The sequence below is a fragment of the Mesorhizobium montanum genome (assembly GCF_033977145.1).
GTDB classification, from domain to species: Bacteria; Pseudomonadota; Alphaproteobacteria; order Rhizobiales; family Rhizobiaceae; genus Mesorhizobium; species Mesorhizobium montanum.
On sequence record NZ_JAVIJF010000011.1, the window covers coordinates 64,141 to 80,475 of the forward strand.

General features: G+C 63.9%; 16 protein-coding genes and 1 other RNA gene. 13 read left to right on the top strand and 4 right to left on the bottom strand.

What is annotated here, in order from left to right; translation table 11 throughout:
• Window positions 1–40: 40 nt before the first annotated feature.
• On the bottom strand, window positions 41–715 hold the full coding sequence (locus RFM68_RS16335) for a c-type cytochrome (RefSeq protein ID WP_320234003.1): 675 nt from the start codon (window positions 713–715) through the stop codon (window positions 41–43).
• A 190-nt stretch (window positions 716–905) separates the two neighbouring features.
• Between RFM68_RS16335 and RFM68_RS16340 the strand changes: the two genes are divergently transcribed.
• Window positions 906–1,634: a 3-deoxy-manno-octulosonate cytidylyltransferase gene (locus RFM68_RS16340; protein ID WP_320234004.1), complete on the top strand. Its 729-nt coding sequence runs from the start codon at window positions 906–908 to the stop codon at window positions 1,632–1,634.
• A gap of 23 nt (window positions 1,635–1,657) precedes the next feature.
• Window positions 1,658–2,521 carry a prephenate dehydratase gene (locus RFM68_RS16345; protein ID WP_320234005.1) on the top strand — a complete coding sequence of 288 codons (864 nt, stop codon included), beginning with the start codon at window positions 1,658–1,660 and terminating at the stop codon, window positions 2,519–2,521.
• A 327-nt stretch (window positions 2,522–2,848) separates the two neighbouring features.
• Here the strand turns inward: RFM68_RS16345 and RFM68_RS16350 are convergent, their stop codons facing one another.
• Genes RFM68_RS16350 through RFM68_RS16360 form a run of 3 tightly spaced genes read right to left on the bottom strand, consistent with a single transcriptional unit; the run spans window position 2,849 to window position 4,572 of the window.
• Window positions 2,849–3,151, bottom strand: a complete 303-nt coding sequence (locus RFM68_RS16350; RefSeq protein WP_320234006.1) for a Dabb family protein — start codon at window positions 3,149–3,151, stop codon at window positions 2,849–2,851.
• A 10-nt stretch (window positions 3,152–3,161) separates the two neighbouring features.
• Window positions 3,162–4,103 (bottom strand): NAD(+) diphosphatase, encoded by a 942-nt coding sequence (gene nudC / locus RFM68_RS16355; RefSeq protein ID WP_320234007.1) that lies wholly within the window; start codon window positions 4,101–4,103, stop codon window positions 3,162–3,164.
• 49 nt (window positions 4,104–4,152) lie between these two features.
• Window positions 4,153–4,572 (bottom strand): HIT domain-containing protein, encoded by a 420-nt coding sequence (locus RFM68_RS16360; RefSeq protein WP_320234008.1) that lies wholly within the window; start codon window positions 4,570–4,572, stop codon window positions 4,153–4,155.
• Window positions 4,573–4,751: 179 nt separating this feature from the next.
• On the opposite strand from RFM68_RS16360, the gene ffs reads away from it, so the two are divergent.
• From ffs to RFM68_RS16415, 11 genes are all read left to right on the top strand, one after another.
• Window positions 4,752–4,848: signal recognition particle sRNA small type (gene ffs / locus RFM68_RS16365), an RNA gene on the top strand.
• A gap of 106 nt (window positions 4,849–4,954) precedes the next feature.
• A complete protein-coding gene (locus tag RFM68_RS16370) occupies window positions 4,955–6,766 on the top strand; it encodes a DNA polymerase III subunit gamma/tau (protein WP_320234009.1) in 1,812 nt (603 codons plus the stop codon).
• 22 nt (window positions 6,767–6,788) lie between these two features.
• Entirely contained in the window at window positions 6,789–7,112 is a 324-nt protein-coding gene (locus tag RFM68_RS16375) for a YbaB/EbfC family nucleoid-associated protein (protein ID WP_095765991.1), read from the top strand.
• A 217-nt stretch (window positions 7,113–7,329) separates the two neighbouring features.
• Window positions 7,330–8,331, top strand: a complete 1,002-nt coding sequence (locus RFM68_RS16380) for a cell wall hydrolase (protein ID WP_320234010.1) — start codon at window positions 7,330–7,332, stop codon at window positions 8,329–8,331.
• Window positions 8,332–8,523: 192 nt separating this feature from the next.
• Complete coding sequence (gene recR / locus RFM68_RS16385; protein WP_320234011.1) at window positions 8,524–9,129, top strand: recombination mediator RecR; 606 nt, start codon at window positions 8,524–8,526, stop codon at window positions 9,127–9,129.
• Window positions 9,130–9,365: 236 nt separating this feature from the next.
• Window positions 9,366–10,595 (top strand): lytic murein transglycosylase, encoded by a 1,230-nt coding sequence (locus RFM68_RS16390; protein ID WP_320234012.1) that lies wholly within the window; start codon window positions 9,366–9,368, stop codon window positions 10,593–10,595.
• Window positions 10,596–10,821: 226 nt separating this feature from the next.
• A complete protein-coding gene (locus RFM68_RS16395) occupies window positions 10,822–12,459 on the top strand; it encodes an ABC transporter substrate-binding protein (protein ID WP_320234013.1) in 1,638 nt (545 codons plus the stop codon).
• An 18-nt stretch (window positions 12,460–12,477) separates the two neighbouring features.
• Window positions 12,478–13,545 (top strand): ABC transporter permease, encoded by a 1,068-nt coding sequence (locus RFM68_RS16400; protein WP_320234014.1) that lies wholly within the window; start codon window positions 12,478–12,480, stop codon window positions 13,543–13,545.
• A gap of 196 nt (window positions 13,546–13,741) precedes the next feature.
• Window positions 13,742–14,668, top strand: a complete 927-nt coding sequence (gene nikC, locus RFM68_RS16405; protein WP_320234015.1) for a nickel transporter permease — start codon at window positions 13,742–13,744, stop codon at window positions 14,666–14,668.
• Between the two features lie 10 nt (window positions 14,669–14,678).
• A complete protein-coding gene (locus RFM68_RS16410) occupies window positions 14,679–15,515 on the top strand; it encodes an ABC transporter ATP-binding protein (RefSeq protein ID WP_320234016.1) in 837 nt (278 codons plus the stop codon).
• Window positions 15,512–16,261, top strand: a complete 750-nt coding sequence (locus RFM68_RS16415; RefSeq protein WP_320234017.1) for an ABC transporter ATP-binding protein — start codon at window positions 15,512–15,514, stop codon at window positions 16,259–16,261. Before RFM68_RS16410 ends, RFM68_RS16415 begins: the two co-directional genes overlap by 4 nt.
• The last annotated feature ends 74 nt before the right edge of the window (window positions 16,262–16,335 follow it).

Here is a 16,335-nt window from a genome sequence, read left to right on the forward strand (position 1 = left end):
CGAACCCGGCTTTTCCAAGGAAGTCTCTATGACAAATTGTTTATTGAGCGGGAGCGGCGGGCTTGGCCGGAGCGGTTCCTTCGGCCGGCTTGGCGGCACCTTCGGCCGGCTTGGCGCCTTCCGCGGGCTTGGCGGCTTCGGCGGGCTTAGCTTCGGCCGAGGCGCCTGGCTGCGGCAGCGGCTTCGGATTGTCCGACAGCGTGCGCAGATAGGCGATCACATTGGCGCGGTCTTCTTCTTTCGGCAGGCCGGCAAAGCCCATCGCCGTGCCCTTCACGTCCTTCTTGGGCGAAGTGATGAAGTGGTTGATGTTCTCATAGGTCCACTTCTCGGTGCCGCCCTTGGAATATTCCTTCATGCCGGCCGAATAGGCGAAGCCCTCGTGAGAGGCGACCGGACGGTCGACGACGTCCCACAAGTCGGGGCCGACCTTGTTGGGACCGCCCTTTTCGCCGGAATGGCAGGCCTGGCACTTCTTGAAGATGGCGGCGCCCTGTTCGACGCTGGCCTTGGCCAGCAGGTCCGCGATCGGCTTTTCGGCCGCGGCAGGCGCAGCGGCACCGCCCTCGGTCGGCTCCTGGGCCTCGATGGCGAAGCCGGGCTTTTCGGGGGCGGGCGAGGCGAACAGCCCGTCGGAGACGAGGCCTATCGAAAAGACGATGAAGCAGGTTCCCAGAAATCCGCCGAGCAGCTTGTTGACTTCGTTGGAATCCATGCGCCCCTTGCTCCCTTTTCCGGCGGACCGTCCCGTCCACTCCGTCCGTCGGTATCGCAAACAGCCCGCGAGGCTGTCAAACCGGGCGGAAACTAGGTCTTTTGCTCAGGCGTTGCAACACCTATAAGGGCGCTTCCAGTGAGACCTTTTGCCACTTTCCATCCGCGTTTTTCGAGCGCTTCAAAATCCGATGTCGACCTTGATCTTGATCCCCGCCCGCATGGCCTCGACGCGCCTGCCTGGCAAGCCGCTGGCCGACATTGCGGGCGCGCCGATGATCGTCCATGTCGCTCGCCGCGCCGCCGAGGCTGGGCTTGGTCGCGTGGTGGTGGCGACCGACACGCAAGCGGTCGCGGAGGCCGTGCGGGCGCATGGCTTCGAGGCGGCCATGACCCGTATGGATCACGAGTCGGGCTCCGACCGTATCTTCGAGGCGCTCACGGCCCTCGATCCTGAAAAGCGGGTGGAAACGATCGTCAATGTGCAGGGCGACCTGCCGACCATCGATCCCGAGATTATCGGCGCGTCGCTGCGGCCTTTCGAGGACAAATCGGTCGACATCGCCACGCTCGGCGTCGAGATCGTGCGCGACGAGGAGAAGACCAACCAGAACGTGGTCAAGATCGTCGGCTCGCCGCTGTCGGCGACACGGCTGAAAGCGCTCTATTTCACCCGCGCCACCGCGCCTTGGGGGGAAGGGCCGCTCTATCACCACATCGGCCTCTATGCTTATCGCCGCGCCGCGCTCGAACGCTTCGTGGCGCTGAAATCGTCGCCGCTGGAGCGTCGCGAGCGGCTGGAGCAGTTGCGCGCGCTGGAAGCCGGCATGCGCATCGACGCCGAGATCGTCAAATCGCTGCCGCTCGGCGTCGACACGCCCGACGATCTCGAGCGGGCAAGAAAGATCCTTTCAAACTGAGACAAGACAGAGACATTTGGGGCATGGCTGACAAGACCAACAGAATTTCCTTCCAGGGCGAACCCGGCGCCAACTCCGACACCGCCTGCCGCAACATGTTCCCGTCGATGGAACCGTTGCCTTGCCCGACCTTCGAGGATGCCTTCAACGCGGTCGAGACCGGCAAGGCCGAGCTCGCCATGATCCCGATCGAGAACACGATCGCTGGCCGCGTCGCCGACATCCATCACCTCTTGCCGGAATCGAAGCTGCACATCGTCGGCGAATATTTCCTGCCGATCCACTTCCAGCTGATGGTGCTGCCGGGCGTGAAGCGCGAAGAGATCAAGACCGTGCACAGCCACATCCATGCGCTCGGCCAATGCCGCAAATACATCCGCAAGAACGGCTGGAAGCCGGTGATCGCCGGCGACACGGCGGGTTCGGCGAAAATGGTGTCCGAGGTGAGGGACCGCACCATGGCCTCGCTGGCGCCGGCTTTAGCCGCCGAGTTCTATGGGCTCGACATCATCGAGAGGAATGTCGAGGATACCGACTCCAACGTCACCCGCTTCGTCGTGCTGACCAAGAACAAGCAATGGGTGGAGCGCCCCGCGCCGGACGCCAAGATGATGACCACCTTCATCTTCCGCGTCCGCAACGTGCCGGCGGCGCTCTACAAGGCGATGGGCGGCTTCGCCACCAACGGCATCAACATGACCAAGCTCGAGAGCTACCAGCTCGGCGCCTTCACCGCGACGCTGTTTTACGCCGACATCGAGGGTCACCCGGACGACCCGCTGGTCAAGCTGGCGCTGGATGAACTGCGCTTCTTCTCGCGCGAAATGCGCATACTCGGCGTCTATCCGGCAAGCGCCTCGCGCGAGCAGTGGAAGGTGGCGGACTAGTTTTACCGCACGCCGACGGTAGGGAGCCGACGCTGCGGCCAGCCCCTTCTCCCCGTCACTATACGGGGAGAAGTGCCCGGCAGGGCGATGAGGGGCAGCGCTGGCTTCGACTTTAACGGTCCGGATCCGAGTCGAGGCCTGAAGCCTGGGCCTTGCCCATCCAGCGTCTGCGCCGCCCCTCACCTGCCTGCCGGCATCCTCTCCCCGTATAGTGACGGGGAGAGGGGCGCTGTCATCGGCGCTTTCGCCAATCGTCAACGCTGCAGAAAGGGAGCGGCAGGGCGGGTTAGTGATCACTACTGACATTGGCGCCGGAACTGCTACTTGTTAGCCAAACCCCAGCGGCACGTAGTCGATCTCCATGAACGTCTCGACCTCGGGCACCCAGCGGTCGCGCACGAAAGCGACGTGGTCGGGATGCTCGTTGTAGCGCGTGTAGGCGGCCTGATCGGCGAACTCCATCGAGAAGCCGAACTGGTAGTCGTTCTTCGGGCTCACCTGCCGCAACTGCTCGAAATGCGTGACGCCCTTGATCCCGGTGAGGATCTTCTTGGCGTCGTGGAGGAACCGCTTTGTCTCCAGCGACTGCAACGGATGCTTCAGGGTGAACACGACGGTGTGACGGATCATTTCTCGGCTCCTATTCGCTGTCGACCCAGGCCCGGATGAGGTGATGGGCGATCGCCCCTTTCGGCGGTGTAATCAAGCCGTCGGCATGCTGCCTGTCCAGCATCGCGCGCACCTCGTCACGCAAGAACCAGCGGCAGTCCTCGAGTTCGTTGAGGTCGGCCTGGATATCCTCGTTGAGCGGCTCGCCGAAGCAGCCGATCATCAGCGAATAGGGGAACGGCCAGGGCTGGCTGGCGTAATAGACGACGCGGCCGAGCCGGATGCCGGCCTCTTCCAGCGTCTCTCGCCGCACCGCCGCCTCGATCGTCTCGCCGGGTTCGATGAAGCCGGCCAACGCTGAATACATGCCCGGCGCGAAATGCCGGCCGCGCCCCAGCAGGCATTTTTCGCGCGTCGCCGTCAGCATGATCGCCACCGGGTCGGTGCGCGGGAAATGGTCGGTGCCGCAGGCGGGGCAATGGCGCCTGTAGCCGCCGGCGCGCATTTCCGAGCGGTTGCCGCATTTCGAGCAGAAGGCGTGGCTTGCGTGCCAGGCGAGCAGCGCCGCGCCCTGCGCCAGCGCACCGGCGGCCGCCTCGTCGATCAGGCCCTGCATATAAACGGAACGATAATCGATCGCCTTGATCGTCTCGGGCAGTTTTTCCGGCTCGACGCCGGCGGGCACCGCCAGCACCGGCCCGTCGTCGGAATGACCGAGCAGCACACCGTGGTCGAGCGAAACCTCGAAGGCTTGGCTTTCGTCCTCCTTGAACCAAGGGTCGAACTTGCCGTCGTCGAGTTTGAGGTAGAGCCGGCCGGCATGCATCAGCAACAGCCGCGCGGTCTGGTCGGTCAGCGCCTTTTCGACCGCGTCGTCGGCGCGGTTCTCGGATTGCCGGTCGATTTGGTTGCCGGCGAAACCGACGAATTGGCTCGGCTCGCGCAAGGGCGCGTCAAACAGGCGAAAGCTCATGGGGACTCGCGGCTGGGAAACTCGGGAGTGCTGGTGGACACTGGTCAGCTTATAGCGCCGCCTTGATCGTTTCGGCAAACCGGCGGATATCGGAGTGCTGATAGGGTTCGCGAACGCCGTACCCCCAGACCGGTCCCGGCCAGCCGGGATCGCCCTCGGACCGGGCGACGACATGGACATGCAGCTGGCGCACGATGTTGCCGAGCGCGCCGGTGTTGATTTTCGTACAGCCGGTCACCCGCTTCAGCGCCTGCGCCACCATATTGGTCTCGAAGGTCAGCATCGCCTGGTCGAGCGGCGTCATTTCGTGGATTTCTTCCGTGCCTGGCCGCTGCGGCACCAGCACCAGCCACGGCCAGCGGCGATCATTCATCAGCCTGAGTTCGCAAAGGCCGAGCCACATAAGCTGCTCGCTGTCCGCCTCAAGCCGGGCGTCCAGCGTGAATCCGGCCTTGAGGCCAGGCAGCATGGGCGTTTCCTTTACTTTCGTGAGCATTTTCCAAACCCAGAACGCTAGAGCGGCGGCAAGGTGGCTGCAAGCGATTCATTGACCGCTGTTATCGATTGAAGGACTTTCCTGTCTCGATAAGTCTGCAGGTTTTGGCTCGGCCCTTGCATTTCGCCGCTGAATTGCCGATATGGAGCGCGGGAGGTTGGTGGTGGACGATCCACTCGCCAACCGGGTCAGGTCCGGAAGGAAGCAGCCCTAACGAGCCCGGAACGGGTCATTGTTCCAGCCTCCCGCCTCTTCGCCTTTCTCCCGCGACATTGACGGCGCCAAGCCGTGCGGGTGAGACTATGCGCAGGAATCGGCCGCCTTCCGTCGCGGTCCAGGGAGCTTTTGACGGCGAATGAGCGAAGCCGGAAATTTGGGGCCAGAAAGCCTGGAGACAGGTAAGGCCGGCGCCTATCGCGTGCTGGCGCGCAAATATCGCCCTTCGAATTTTTCCGAGCTGATCGGCCAGGAGCCGATGGTCCGCACGCTGACCAATGCTTTCGCCACCGGCCGCATCGCCCAGGCCTGGATGCTGACCGGCGTGCGCGGTGTCGGCAAGACGACGACTGCGCGCATCCTCGCGCGGGCACTGAACTATAAGACCGCGACCGTCGACCAGCCCTCCGTTGATCTCTCGATCCCCGGCGAGCATTGCCAGGCGATCATGGAAGGCCGTCATGTCGACGTCATCGAGATGGACGCCGCCTCCCATACCGGCATCGACGACATCAGGGACATCATCGACCGCGTGCGCTACGCGCCGGTCTCGGCCCGCTACAAGGTTTACATCATCGACGAAGTGCACATGCTCTCCACCCAGGCCTTCAACGGCCTGTTGAAGACCCTGGAAGAGCCGCCGCCGCACGTCAAATTCATCTTCGCCACCACCGAGATTCGCAAGGTGCCGATCACGGTCCTGTCGCGCTGCCAGCGCTTCGACCTGAGGCGCATCGATGCCGGCGCGCTGGTGGCGCATCTCTCCTCGATCGCCGCCAAGGAGGGCATTGCGGTCGACGACGATGCGCTGGCGATGATTGCGCGGGCCGCCGAAGGCTCGGCGCGCGATTCGCTGTCCATCCTCGACCAGGCGATCGCCCATGGCAGCGGCACCGTCAGCGCGCAAGCCGTGCGCGCCATGCTCGGCCTCGCCGACCGCGCCCGCATCATCGACTTGTTCGAGCATATCATGAAAGGCGACGTTGCCGCAGCCCTGGCCGAGTTCCGCGCGCAATACGACACCGGCGCCGATCCGGCCGCGGTGCTCACCGATCTTGCGGAATTCAACCACCTCGTCACCCGGCTGCGCTTCGTGCCGACAGCCGCCGACGATGCATCGCTCTCCGAGGACGAGCGCCGGCGCGGCGCCGAATTCGCCGGCACGCTCTCGGTGCGCGTGCTGTCGCGAACCTGGCAGATGCTGCTCAAGGGCATTCCCGAGGTGCAGTCGTCCAACCGCCCGGTCAGCGCCGGCGAAATGGTGCTGATCAGGCTGGCGCATGCCGCCGACCTGCCGACGCTGGACGAGGCGCTGAAATCGCTGGAAGGCGCTGGTCCGCTGCCGAATGGCGCGCCGCGCGCCAATGCAGCACCGGCCGGCAATGGCGGCGGCGCAAGTGCCGTAGCGCAGGCGCGGATGCCCAGTTCAAATGGCGGTGCGCAGACCATGCGCCTTGTCGAAACGCAGCCCGCGCCCGCCGCGTTTGTTCCGGCGCCGGAGCCGGTCGCCGAAACGCCTGTTGTTCCGGTGAAATCGCTGGCCGACATTGTTGCGCTTGCCGATGCCAACCGCGACATGGCCTTCAAGGTGCTGCTGAAACGCTGCGTGCGGCCGGTGCGCATCGAGCCAGGCCGTCTCGACGTCACCCTGACCGACGACGCGCCCAAGATGCTGCTCAACGACCTGACGTCCAAGCTGCGCGCCTGGACAGGCCGCAACTGGCTGGTGTCCTTGTCGAGGGAAGAGGGCGGCCAGACATTGGCCGAGATGGAGACGACGAAGCGCGAGAACGCCTTCTCCGATGCCAAGAGCGACCCGACGGTCGCGGCCATCCTCGCCCGATTCCCCGGCGCCAAGATCATCGACGTACGCATCCCGGAGGTGCCGGAGGTGGAAGAGGCCGAGGCCGACCTGCCGGTCGAGCCGGCGGCGGATGACGACGAGACCTGAAACACTTGTAGAGGACCACCCGATGAAAGATCTTCTCGGCCTGATGGGCAAGGCAAAGGAAATGCAGGCCAAGTTCCAGGCCATGCAGGACGAGATCGCCACGCTCGAAGCCACCGGTCAGGCCGGCGGCGGTCTGGTCAGCATCACGCTCACCGGCAAGTTTGAGATGAAGACGCTGAAGATCGATCCGTCGCTCATCAAGGCGGACGAAGCCGAGATTCTCGAGGACCTCATCCTGGCCGCCCACAATGACGCCAAAAATAAGGTCGAGCAGATCATGCAGGAGAAGACCAAGGCTCTTACGGCAGGCCTGCCGATTCCGCCCGGAATGAAATTGCCGTTCTGAGGCGCTATCCGCCAGTTAATTGATTATGAACGAAAATTGAGGCCAAGCCGCAATATTAACCATTTTGCCGGCGTTGCTCACGCGCTCATTTCGCGGCTTTCATAAAGTTTTACCCAAGTCCAGAAGTTGCTAACCCTCTAGCCATCTTTTTGCCTGAAAGAGTCTCATTCTTGCCACATCTCGGGGCGGGCTGGCATCTGGACATGAGGCTTTTTTGGTGATCGCGACGCGATGGAAGACGCCGCTGCTGCTTGCCGGCATCGTCACTTCCCCCTTGCTATTGGCCGGCTGCAGCCAGACCACTTCCTCCCATGGCATGTCGGTGTCGGGTCTGACCGACGCCCTCACGCCGAGCTTTCTGACCACACGTTCCAGTCACTCGCTGAAGGACAAGGAATGCCTGCAAAGGGCGATGTTCTTCGAGTCCAACCGGTCGAGCCGCGACGGCATGATTGCCGTCGGCACCGTCGTGATGAACCGGCTGCGCTCGGGCCAGCACGGCAACACCATCTGCGAGGTCGTCGGCGAGAGGGGCCAGTTCGCGCCCGGCGTGATGACGCGGCCGATGAACTCCAGGGCGCTGCCCGATGTCGAGGAGGCCGCCGACGCGGTGCTGAAGGGCGAGCGCAAGGCCAAGCTCAAGAACACCATGTATTTCCACACCGCCGGCCTGCGTTTCCCCTATAACAACATGCATTACACGATGGTAGCCGGCGGCAACGCCTTCTATGAGAAGCGCGGCCGCAACTGGCAGCCGCTGCCGGACGAGCCGATGGTCGCCATGAACGTAGACGACCAGCAGAAGTCAGGTCGCCGGAAGCCCGCGGCCGCCGCGCCGGTGCTCGTCGCCTCCGCCGAGCCGATCGTCAGGACGATCGTTCGCCCGGATCCCGCAAAGCAGGCCGCCATGGCCGCGGCAGCGCTGACCAATGCAGCTCCGGCCGAACAGACCTATGTGACGGCTGCCGCGGCGCCGGCTGCCCCGGTATCATCCACGAAGTCCGGCCGCCTCGCGCAAAAGCAGATGGTCGTGGCGATGCAGGAGCCGATGGCCGAACCGGACGCCGCGCGTTTCGGCGGCACGCTCAAGGGCCGCTACGTCAGTTCGGTGCCCAGCGCGCCGCAGGAAGCGTCGATGGGCTTCCAGTCGACGCCTGAAAACACCGACGCCATCGGCGCGATGATCGTCAGCCAGGACCGGCCGCTCGAAGCCAACTGAACCCGATTTCGTCCAGCGCAGGGCCTGTCTTGGCAGCATGGCGGGTCCTGTGCCGTTGCTGGCCGTTCTGAAAAATCCTGGAGCAGTTCACCGTTTCACGGAAACAGTGAATTACTCCACCTTTTTGCCTTGACGCAATTCCGGACGGAAAACCGCTTCGCACTTTTCCTGGAATTGCTCTAGATCAAGGCGATGTCGAAGAGAATCGCCGGTCCGGAAATCGAACGCCTGATCCAGCTCCTGGCCAAGGTGCCGGGGCTTGGGCCGCGTTCGGCCAGGCGCGCGGCGCTTCATCTCATCAAGAAGAAGGAACAGCTGCTGGAGCCTTTAGCCGCCGCCATGGGCGAGGCGGTCGACAAGGTGCGCATCTGCTCGACCTGCGGCAATGTCGACACCTCCGACCCTTGCATGATCTGCACCGATCCGCGCCGCGACGCCGGCACGCTGATCGTCGTCGAGGACGTCTCGGACCTCTGGGCGCTGGAGCGCGCGGCCGCCATGAACACGCGCTACCATGTGCTCGGCGGCACACTGTCGCCGCTCGACGGCATCGGTCCTGATCAGCTCAACATCCGCTCACTGGTCGACCGTGTCGCCGGCGGCGAGGTGAAGGAAGTGATCCTTGCCGTCAATGCGACAGTCGAGGGTCAGACGACGGCCCATTACCTGACGGATCAGCTGTCGGGCTTCGATCTCAAGGTGACACGGCTGGCGCACGGCGTGCCGGTGGGCGGCGAGCTCGATTATCTCGACGAAGGCACGCTGGCCGCGGCGCTGCGGTCGAGGACGGCGTTTTGAGGGAATTGGGGAGGGTGCACGCCATGACTGAAATGCATCCTTCGAAGCTTATGCCAGGGCACCCCCCTCTGTCCTGCCGGACATCTCCCCCTCAAGGGGGGAGATTGGCAGCTTCATCGACCCCGCCCCTTTTCCACGCCGGTAATTGGCGAAAGCCGAACCGACAGCCAATCTCCCCCCAAGAGGGGGAGATGTCCGGCAGGACAGAGGGGGGCGCGACAGAACGCGGCTTTTGCATGCTTGCACTCGCATTTCTAGTGGTCGCGCTGATCGGGTTTTTCACCGCGCCCTCCCGCGCCGCGCCCATCGACGACCAGTTCCAGGCCTGGCTGCAAACTGACTTCTGGCCGGAAGCCAGGTCCAAAGGCATCTCTAAAAAAACCTTCGACGCCGCTTTCCTTGGCGTGAAGCCGAATCTGAAATTGCCTGACCTCGTCACGCCCGGCGAGACGCCGACGACACCTGAGAAGCAGCATCAGGCGGAATTCGGCCCGCCAGCCAGCTATTTCGCCGAGAAGATCGTTCGCGCCGTCACCACCGGTGGGCGGACGCGCGAGAGTGCCAATGCGAGAGTGCTCGGTTTGATCGAGAAGCGCTACGGTGTGCCGGGCGAGATCGTGCTGGCCATCTGGGGCCGCGAGACCGGCTTCGGCGGGGCCAAGATGCCTTACGACGCCTTCGAGGTGCTGGGCACCAAGGCGTTCATGTCGACCAAGAAGGATTTCTTCCGCACCGAGGTGCTGGCGGCGTTGGACATCGTCGAGCGCGGGCTCGCCCCGGTCAACGCGATGAAGTCGTCCTGGGCCGGCGCGCTCGGCCAGCCGCAATTCATGCCGACTTCCTTCTTGAAACACGCCGTCGACTTCGACGGCGACGGCCGGCCCGACATCTGGAATTCGACGCCCGACGTGCTCGCTTCGATCGCCAATTACCTTGTCCACTATGGCTGGGTGCGGGGGCGCGGCTGGGGGACCGAGGTGACGGTACCGGCAAATGTCTCCTGCTCGCTCGAAGGACCCGACCAGGGCAAGAAGATTTCCGATTGGGTGGCAATGGGCATCAGGCGTGTCGACGGCAAGGCGTTCCCGGCGAGCGAATTGAAGGCAGAGGGCTTCCTGCTGATGCCGGCCGGGCGCAGCGGACCAGCCTTCGTCGTCACGCCGAATTTTTACGTGCTGAAGGAATACAACACCAGCGACCTCTATGCCCTGTTCATCGGCCACGCAGCCGACCGCATTGCCAAGGGTGACGCAATCTTCAACGCCAGCTGGGGCGCGGTTGGCGACCTGCACCGGTCCGACATCGCCGCCCTGCAACACGCGTTGGAGGCCAAGGGCTACGATGTCGGCAGTGCCGACGGCCTGCCCGGCTTCAAGACCCGCCGTTCGATCGGCGTCTGGCAGGCAAAGAACGGCAAGCCCGCCACCTGCTTTCCCGACGCAAACCTGGTCGCCGCTATCAAGTAACTGGAAAAATTTCGCTTTTTCGACCGGCGAGCGCCAATGATGCCGCCGGTCCGGCGATGGCATTTGTCATGAAGATGCCAGTTTCTCGTTCGAGAGCCGCCGAATAGGGTGTTGACCGGCTGGACAAAAACCACGACGGTAAGCGGTCAAAGCCGCTGCCGGCTTTGCAAAGAACAATACAGCCCTGAGCCGGGAACTCAGGTCAACAAAACAGGGAACGATCACCATGATGCTGGAAAAGTTTGCTCTGCGCTCTCGCGCCTTGCTTGCGGGCGCCGCGCTGTCCGCGCTGCTCGTAGCGCCCGCTTTCGCGGTCACGCCCGCCGATACGCTGGTCGAGGGCTTTGCCATCGACGACATCATCTCGATGGATCCGGGCGAGGCGTTCGAGCTATCGACGGCCGAAGTCACCGGCAACACATATGATCTCCTGGTCCGTCTCGATCTCAGCGACACCTCAAAGGTCAAGGGCGACCTCGCCGAGAGCTGGACCGTTTCCGACGACGGCCTGACCTATACCTTCAAGCTCAAGCCCGGCATGAAGTTCGCGTCCGGCAATCCGATCACCGCGGCCGATGTCGCCTATTCCTTCGAACGCGCCATCAAGCTCGACAAGAGCCCGGCTTTCATCATCGGCCAGTTCGGCATCAGCGGCGACAATGTCACCGAAAAGGCCAAGGCGGTCGACGACACCACCTTCCAGTTCGTCGTCGACAAGGCCTATGCGCCGAGCTTCGTGCTGAACTGCCTGTCGGCGACCGTGGCTTCCGTCGTCGATGCCAAGCTGGTCAAGGAACATGTCGCGGCGGCCACGCCGAGCGCCGACTACAAATGGGACAACGACTTCGGCAATGCCTGGCTGAAGACCGGCTATGCCGGCTCCGGCCAGTACAAGCTGCGCGAATGGCGCGCCAACGAAGCCGTCGTCCTGGAGCGCAACGACAATTACAATGGTGACAAGGCCAAGCTTGCCCGCGTCATCTACCGCAACATGAAGGAAAGCTCGGCCCAGCGCCTGGCGCTCGAAGCCGGCGATATCGACGTCGCACGCAACCTCGAGCCGAACGACCTCGACGCCATCGCCAAGAACGCTGATCTCACCAGCACCAGCGCGCCGAAGGGCACGGTCTTTTACATCAGCCTCAATCAGAAGAACCCGACCCTCGCCAAGCCGGAGGTACGCCAAGCCTTCAAATATCTGGTCGATTACGATGCGCTGAGTTCGACCATCCTCAAGGGCATCGGCGAGATTCACCAGTCCTTCCTGCCCAAGGGCGACCTTGGCGCCGTCGACGACAATCCGTTCAAGCTCGACGTTGCCAAGGCCAAGGAGCTGCTCGCCAAGGCGGGTCTGCCCGACGGCTTCAGCGTCACCATGGATGTGCGCACCGGCCAGCCCATCACTGGCATGGCGGAATCGATCCAGCAGACGCTTGGCCAGGCCGGCATCAAGCTGGAGATCATTCCCGGTGACGGCAAGCAGACCCTGACCAAATACCGGGCCCGCAACCACGACATCTATATCGGTCAATGGGGCCAGGACTATTTCGATCCGAACTCCAATGCCCAGACCTTCGCCTCGAACCCGGACAATTCGGATGCCGGCAAGTCCCACACGCTCGCCTGGCGCAATTCCTGGGATATTCCGGACCTGACCAAGGAAACGGAAGCGGCGCTGCTGGAAAAGGACTCGGCCAAGCGCGCCGACATGTACAAGGACCTGCAGCAGAAGATCCTCGACACCAGCCCGTTCGTCATCATCCATCAGCAGCTGGAAGTGGCGGGGCTGCGCAAGAACCTCAAGGATTTCAAGCTCGGCCCGAGCTTCGACACCAACTTCGTCGGGTCGGTCTCCAAGCAGTAGACCCGGCGGACGCGACGCGTGAGCGTAGCTGACAATCAGGCGGCGGCCGGACGCGATAGCGCCCGTGCCGTCGCGATCTTGTCATCGATCGGCCGTTTCCTGGTCATCGCGGTGACGACCTATCTCGGTCTGCTTGCGGTGACCTTCTTCATCGGCCGCGTCATCCCGATCGACCCGGTGCTGGCCGTGCTCGGCGATCGGGCGCCCATCGCCGTCGTCGAGCGCACGCGTCGTGAGATGGGTCTCGACCTGCCCTGGATCGAGCAGTTCTATATCTACGTGAAAAGCGCCCTTCACGGCGATTTCGGCACCTCGGTATTGACCACCAATCCGGTGATGTCGGACATCCGCCGCGTCTTCCCGGCGACCATCGAGCTCGCGACGCTTGGCACCATCATCGGCGCTGTCATCGGTGTGCCGCTCGGCGTCCTGGCCGCGGTCCGGCGCGGCAGCCTCATCGACCAGATCGCGCGCATCATCGGCCTGATCGGCTATTCGGTGCCGATCTTCTGGCTGGGACTCCTCGGGCTGGTGCTGTTCTACGCCAAGCTGCAATGGGTCGCTTTCCCGGCCCGGCTCGATGTCGTCTACGAATATACCTTCACGCCGATCACCGGCTTCTACCTGCTCGATGCCGCGATGCAGGGGCAGTGGGATGTCTTTTATGACGCCTACCGTCACATCATCCTGCCGGCCGGCCTGCTCGGCTATTTCGCGCTCGCCTATATCAGCCGCATGACGCGCTCCTTCATGCTGAACGAGCTGGCGCAGGAATATATCGTCGCCGCCCGCGCCAAGGGCCTTTCCGAGACGCGCATCATCTGGGGTCATGCGCTGCGCAATGCCGCCGTGCCGATGGTCACGGTGATCGCGCTTTCCTACGCCAGCCTGCTCGAAGGCTCGGTGCTGACGGAGACCGTTTTCTCCTGGCCGGGCATCGGCCTCTACATCACCAATTCGCTGCAGAATGCCGACATGAACGCGGTGCTGGGCGGCACGATCGCCATCGGCTCGGTCTTCATCGGCATCAACCTTCTGTCCGACCTGCTCTACCGGCTTCTCGATCCAAGGACCAAGGTTGGATGAACAGAGATATCATGCTTTCGGGCTTGGCCGCGGCCGATCACCGCCACTCTGGCCCTTCGGGCTACCTCTCCCCCCGCCCGGGGGAGAGGAAAAGCTGGTCGCACGCTTGGCGCCTTTCCTCTCCCCCGTCGAATGGGGGAGAGGTGGTCTGCGAAGCAGACCGGAGTGGGGGTCGACAGCTTCAAGAGGCATCGTCATGATCGCCTCCGATGCCGTCCACCTCTCCCGCCGCGAATGGTTGCTGAGCGACCGGCCGGCCTCGCGCCTGCAGGCAAGGCTCGGCCGCGCCTATGTCGCCTGGCGACGTTTCTCCGCCAATCGGTTGGCGTTAGTCGGCCTGCTCATCATCATCGCTCTGCTGTTGGTCGCGGCCCTTGCCAATGTGCTGGCGCCCTATTCGCCGACCATAGGCGACCTCAAGAACGCCCGGCTGCTGCCGCCCAGCGACGCGCACTGGTTCGGCACCGACGACCTTGGCCGCGACATCTATTCCCGCATCGTCTACGGCTCGCGCTGGACGCTCTATGTGGTGATCCTCGTCGCCGTCATCGCGGCGCCCATCGGCCTCCTGGTTGGCACCGTGGCCGGCTATGCCGGCGGCTGGACCGACGCGATCCTGATGCGCATCACCGACATCTTCCTCGCCTTTCCGAAGCTGGTGCTGGCGCTGGCTTTCGTCGCGGCGCTTGGGCCCGGCATCGAGAACGCCGTGCTGGCGATCGCCATAACCTCCTGGCCGCCTTACGCGCGCATCGCGCGCGCCGAGACGCTGACGGTGCGCAATTCCGATTACATCAAGGCGGTGCAGCTGATGGGCGCCTCGCCCTTCCGCATCGTGCTGCGCCACATCATGCCGCTCTGCATTTCCTCGCTGATCGTCCGGGTGACGCTCGACATGGCGGGCATCATCCTGACCGCAGCCGGCCTCGGGTTCCTCGGCCTCGGCGCGCAGCCGCCGCTGCCTGAGTGGGGCGCGATGATCGCGTCCGGCCGACGCTTCATTCTCGACCAGTGGTGGGTGGCCGCGGCGCCGGGTGCGGCCATCCTCATCGTCAGCCTCGGCTTCAACCTGCTCGGCGACGGCTTGCGCGACGCGCTTGACCCCCGGAGCGGCGACCAATGAGCGGCGATCAATGAGCGACACGCTTCTCGAAGTCGACGATCTGCGCGTCACCTTCCCGACCCGCACCGGCCTCGTGCAGGCGGTCCGCGGCGTCTCGTTCTCGCTTGGCCGCGAGCGCCTGGGCATTGTCGGTGAAAGCGGCTCCGGCAAGTCTCAAACCGGCCGCGCCATCATGGGCCTGACGCCGCCGCAGGCGGAGGTTTCGGCGAAGAAACTCGCCTTCGACGGCATCGACCTGCTCTCCATATCGCCTCGCCAGCGCCGCGCGCTGCGGGGAAACCGCGTCGCCATGATCCTGCAGGATCCCAAATATTCGCTCGATCCGGTGATGACCATCGGCCGCCAGATCGTCGAGACGCTGCGCACGCACGAAAAGGTCTCCAAGGCCGAGGCGCGCGAGCGGGCGCTCGCCATGCTGCAGGCGGTGCAGATCCGCGACCCGGCCCGCGTCTTCGACCTTTATCCGCATGAGGTCTCGGGCGGCATGGGTCAGCGCGCCATGATCGCCATGATGCTGATCACCGGACCCGAGCTGATGATCGCCGACGAGCCGACCTCGGCGCTCGACGTCACCGTGCAGCTCGATGTGCTCAAGATCCTCGACAAGCTCGTCGCCGAGCGCGGCATGGGGCTGATCTTCATCTCGCACGACCTGCGTCTGGTCTCGTCCTTCTGCGACCGGGTCGTCGTCATGTATGCCGGCAAGGTGGTCGAGCAGATCAAGGCCTCCGAACTGCGCGATGCCCGGCATCCTTACACACGGGGCCTGCTCAATTGCATGCCGAGGATCGGCTTCGAGCGCCATCCGCTGCCGGTGCTCGACCGCAAGCCGGAGTGGGCGGCATGACGGCAGCGATCAGCATCGAAGGGCTGGAGGTGGTTTTCGATCGCTTCCGCGCGCTGAAGGGTGTCAGCCTCGAAGTGAAGGAGGGCGAATCCTACGGGCTGGTCGGCGAAAGCGGCTCCGGTAAGTCGACGCTGCTCAGGGCAGTTACCGGCCTTGCTCCGGCCGCTTCCGGCACCATCGCTATCAACGGCAAGACGCTGGGCAAAAACCGCGACAAGCCTTTTTACCGCGAAGTGCAGATGGTGTTCCAGGATCCATATGGCTCGCTGCATCCGCGCCAGACCGTCGATCGCCTGCTGCAGGAGCCTTTGGCCATCCACGGCATTGCCGACGGCGAGAAGCGCATCGAGCGCGCGCTGGACGAAGTCGGGCTCGGCAACGGTTTTCGCTTCCGCTACGCGCACCAGCTCTCCGGCGGCCAGCGCCAGCGCGTGGCGATTGCCCGTGCGCTCATCCTCGAACCGTCGATCCTTTTGCTCGACGAGCCGACCTCGGCGCTCGATGCCTCGGTGCAGGCCGAGGTGCTCAACCTCTTGGAAGAGGTGCGGCGGCGGCGCAAGCTCACCTTCCTGATGGTCAGCCACGACCTCGCCATCATCACCCATATGTGCGAGCGGCTGATGGTGATGCAGAACGGCGAGGCGGTTGAGACGCTGACCGCGAGCCAGTTGATCGGGCATCGGGTGGGCGCGGATTATACGCGGAATTTGCTCAGGGCGAGCGAGGGGTTTGTGAGAACCGCGTGAGCGGTTCCGCGCTCCGCTGGCAGTTGTCAGGCCCAATCGACTGGGCCAATGTGCCGACTTGAGTAATGCCTGAA

Excerpts from the sequence above, each read along its gene's own strand:
- RFM68_RS16335 (WP_320234003.1), bottom strand. The coding sequence starts at position 715 with ATGGATTCCAACGAAGTCAACAAGCTGCTCGGCGGATTTCTGGGAACC.
- RFM68_RS16340 (WP_320234004.1), top strand. The coding sequence starts at position 906 with ATGTCGACCTTGATCTTGATCCCCGCCCGCATGGCCTCGACGCGCCTG.
- RFM68_RS16345 (WP_320234005.1), top strand. The coding sequence starts at position 1,658 with ATGGCTGACAAGACCAACAGAATTTCCTTCCAGGGCGAACCCGGCGCC.
- RFM68_RS16350 (WP_320234006.1), bottom strand. The coding sequence starts at position 3,151 with ATGATCCGTCACACCGTCGTGTTCACCCTGAAGCATCCGTTGCAGTCG.
- nudC (WP_320234007.1), bottom strand. The coding sequence starts at position 4,103 with ATGAGCTTTCGCCTGTTTGACGCGCCCTTGCGCGAGCCGAGCCAATTC.
- RFM68_RS16360 (WP_320234008.1), bottom strand. The coding sequence starts at position 4,572 with ATGCTGCCTGGCCTCAAGGCCGGATTCACGCTGGACGCCCGGCTTGAG.
- RFM68_RS16370 (WP_320234009.1), top strand. The coding sequence starts at position 4,955 with ATGAGCGAAGCCGGAAATTTGGGGCCAGAAAGCCTGGAGACAGGTAAG.
- RFM68_RS16375 (WP_095765991.1), top strand. The coding sequence starts at position 6,789 with ATGAAAGATCTTCTCGGCCTGATGGGCAAGGCAAAGGAAATGCAGGCC.
- recR (WP_320234011.1), top strand. The coding sequence starts at position 8,524 with ATGTCGAAGAGAATCGCCGGTCCGGAAATCGAACGCCTGATCCAGCTC.
- RFM68_RS16390 (WP_320234012.1), top strand. The coding sequence starts at position 9,366 with ATGCTTGCACTCGCATTTCTAGTGGTCGCGCTGATCGGGTTTTTCACC.
- RFM68_RS16395 (WP_320234013.1), top strand. The coding sequence starts at position 10,822 with ATGATGCTGGAAAAGTTTGCTCTGCGCTCTCGCGCCTTGCTTGCGGGC.
- nikC (WP_320234015.1), top strand. The coding sequence starts at position 13,742 with ATGATCGCCTCCGATGCCGTCCACCTCTCCCGCCGCGAATGGTTGCTG.
- RFM68_RS16410 (WP_320234016.1), top strand. The coding sequence starts at position 14,679 with ATGAGCGACACGCTTCTCGAAGTCGACGATCTGCGCGTCACCTTCCCG.
- RFM68_RS16415 (WP_320234017.1), top strand. The coding sequence starts at position 15,512 with ATGACGGCAGCGATCAGCATCGAAGGGCTGGAGGTGGTTTTCGATCGC.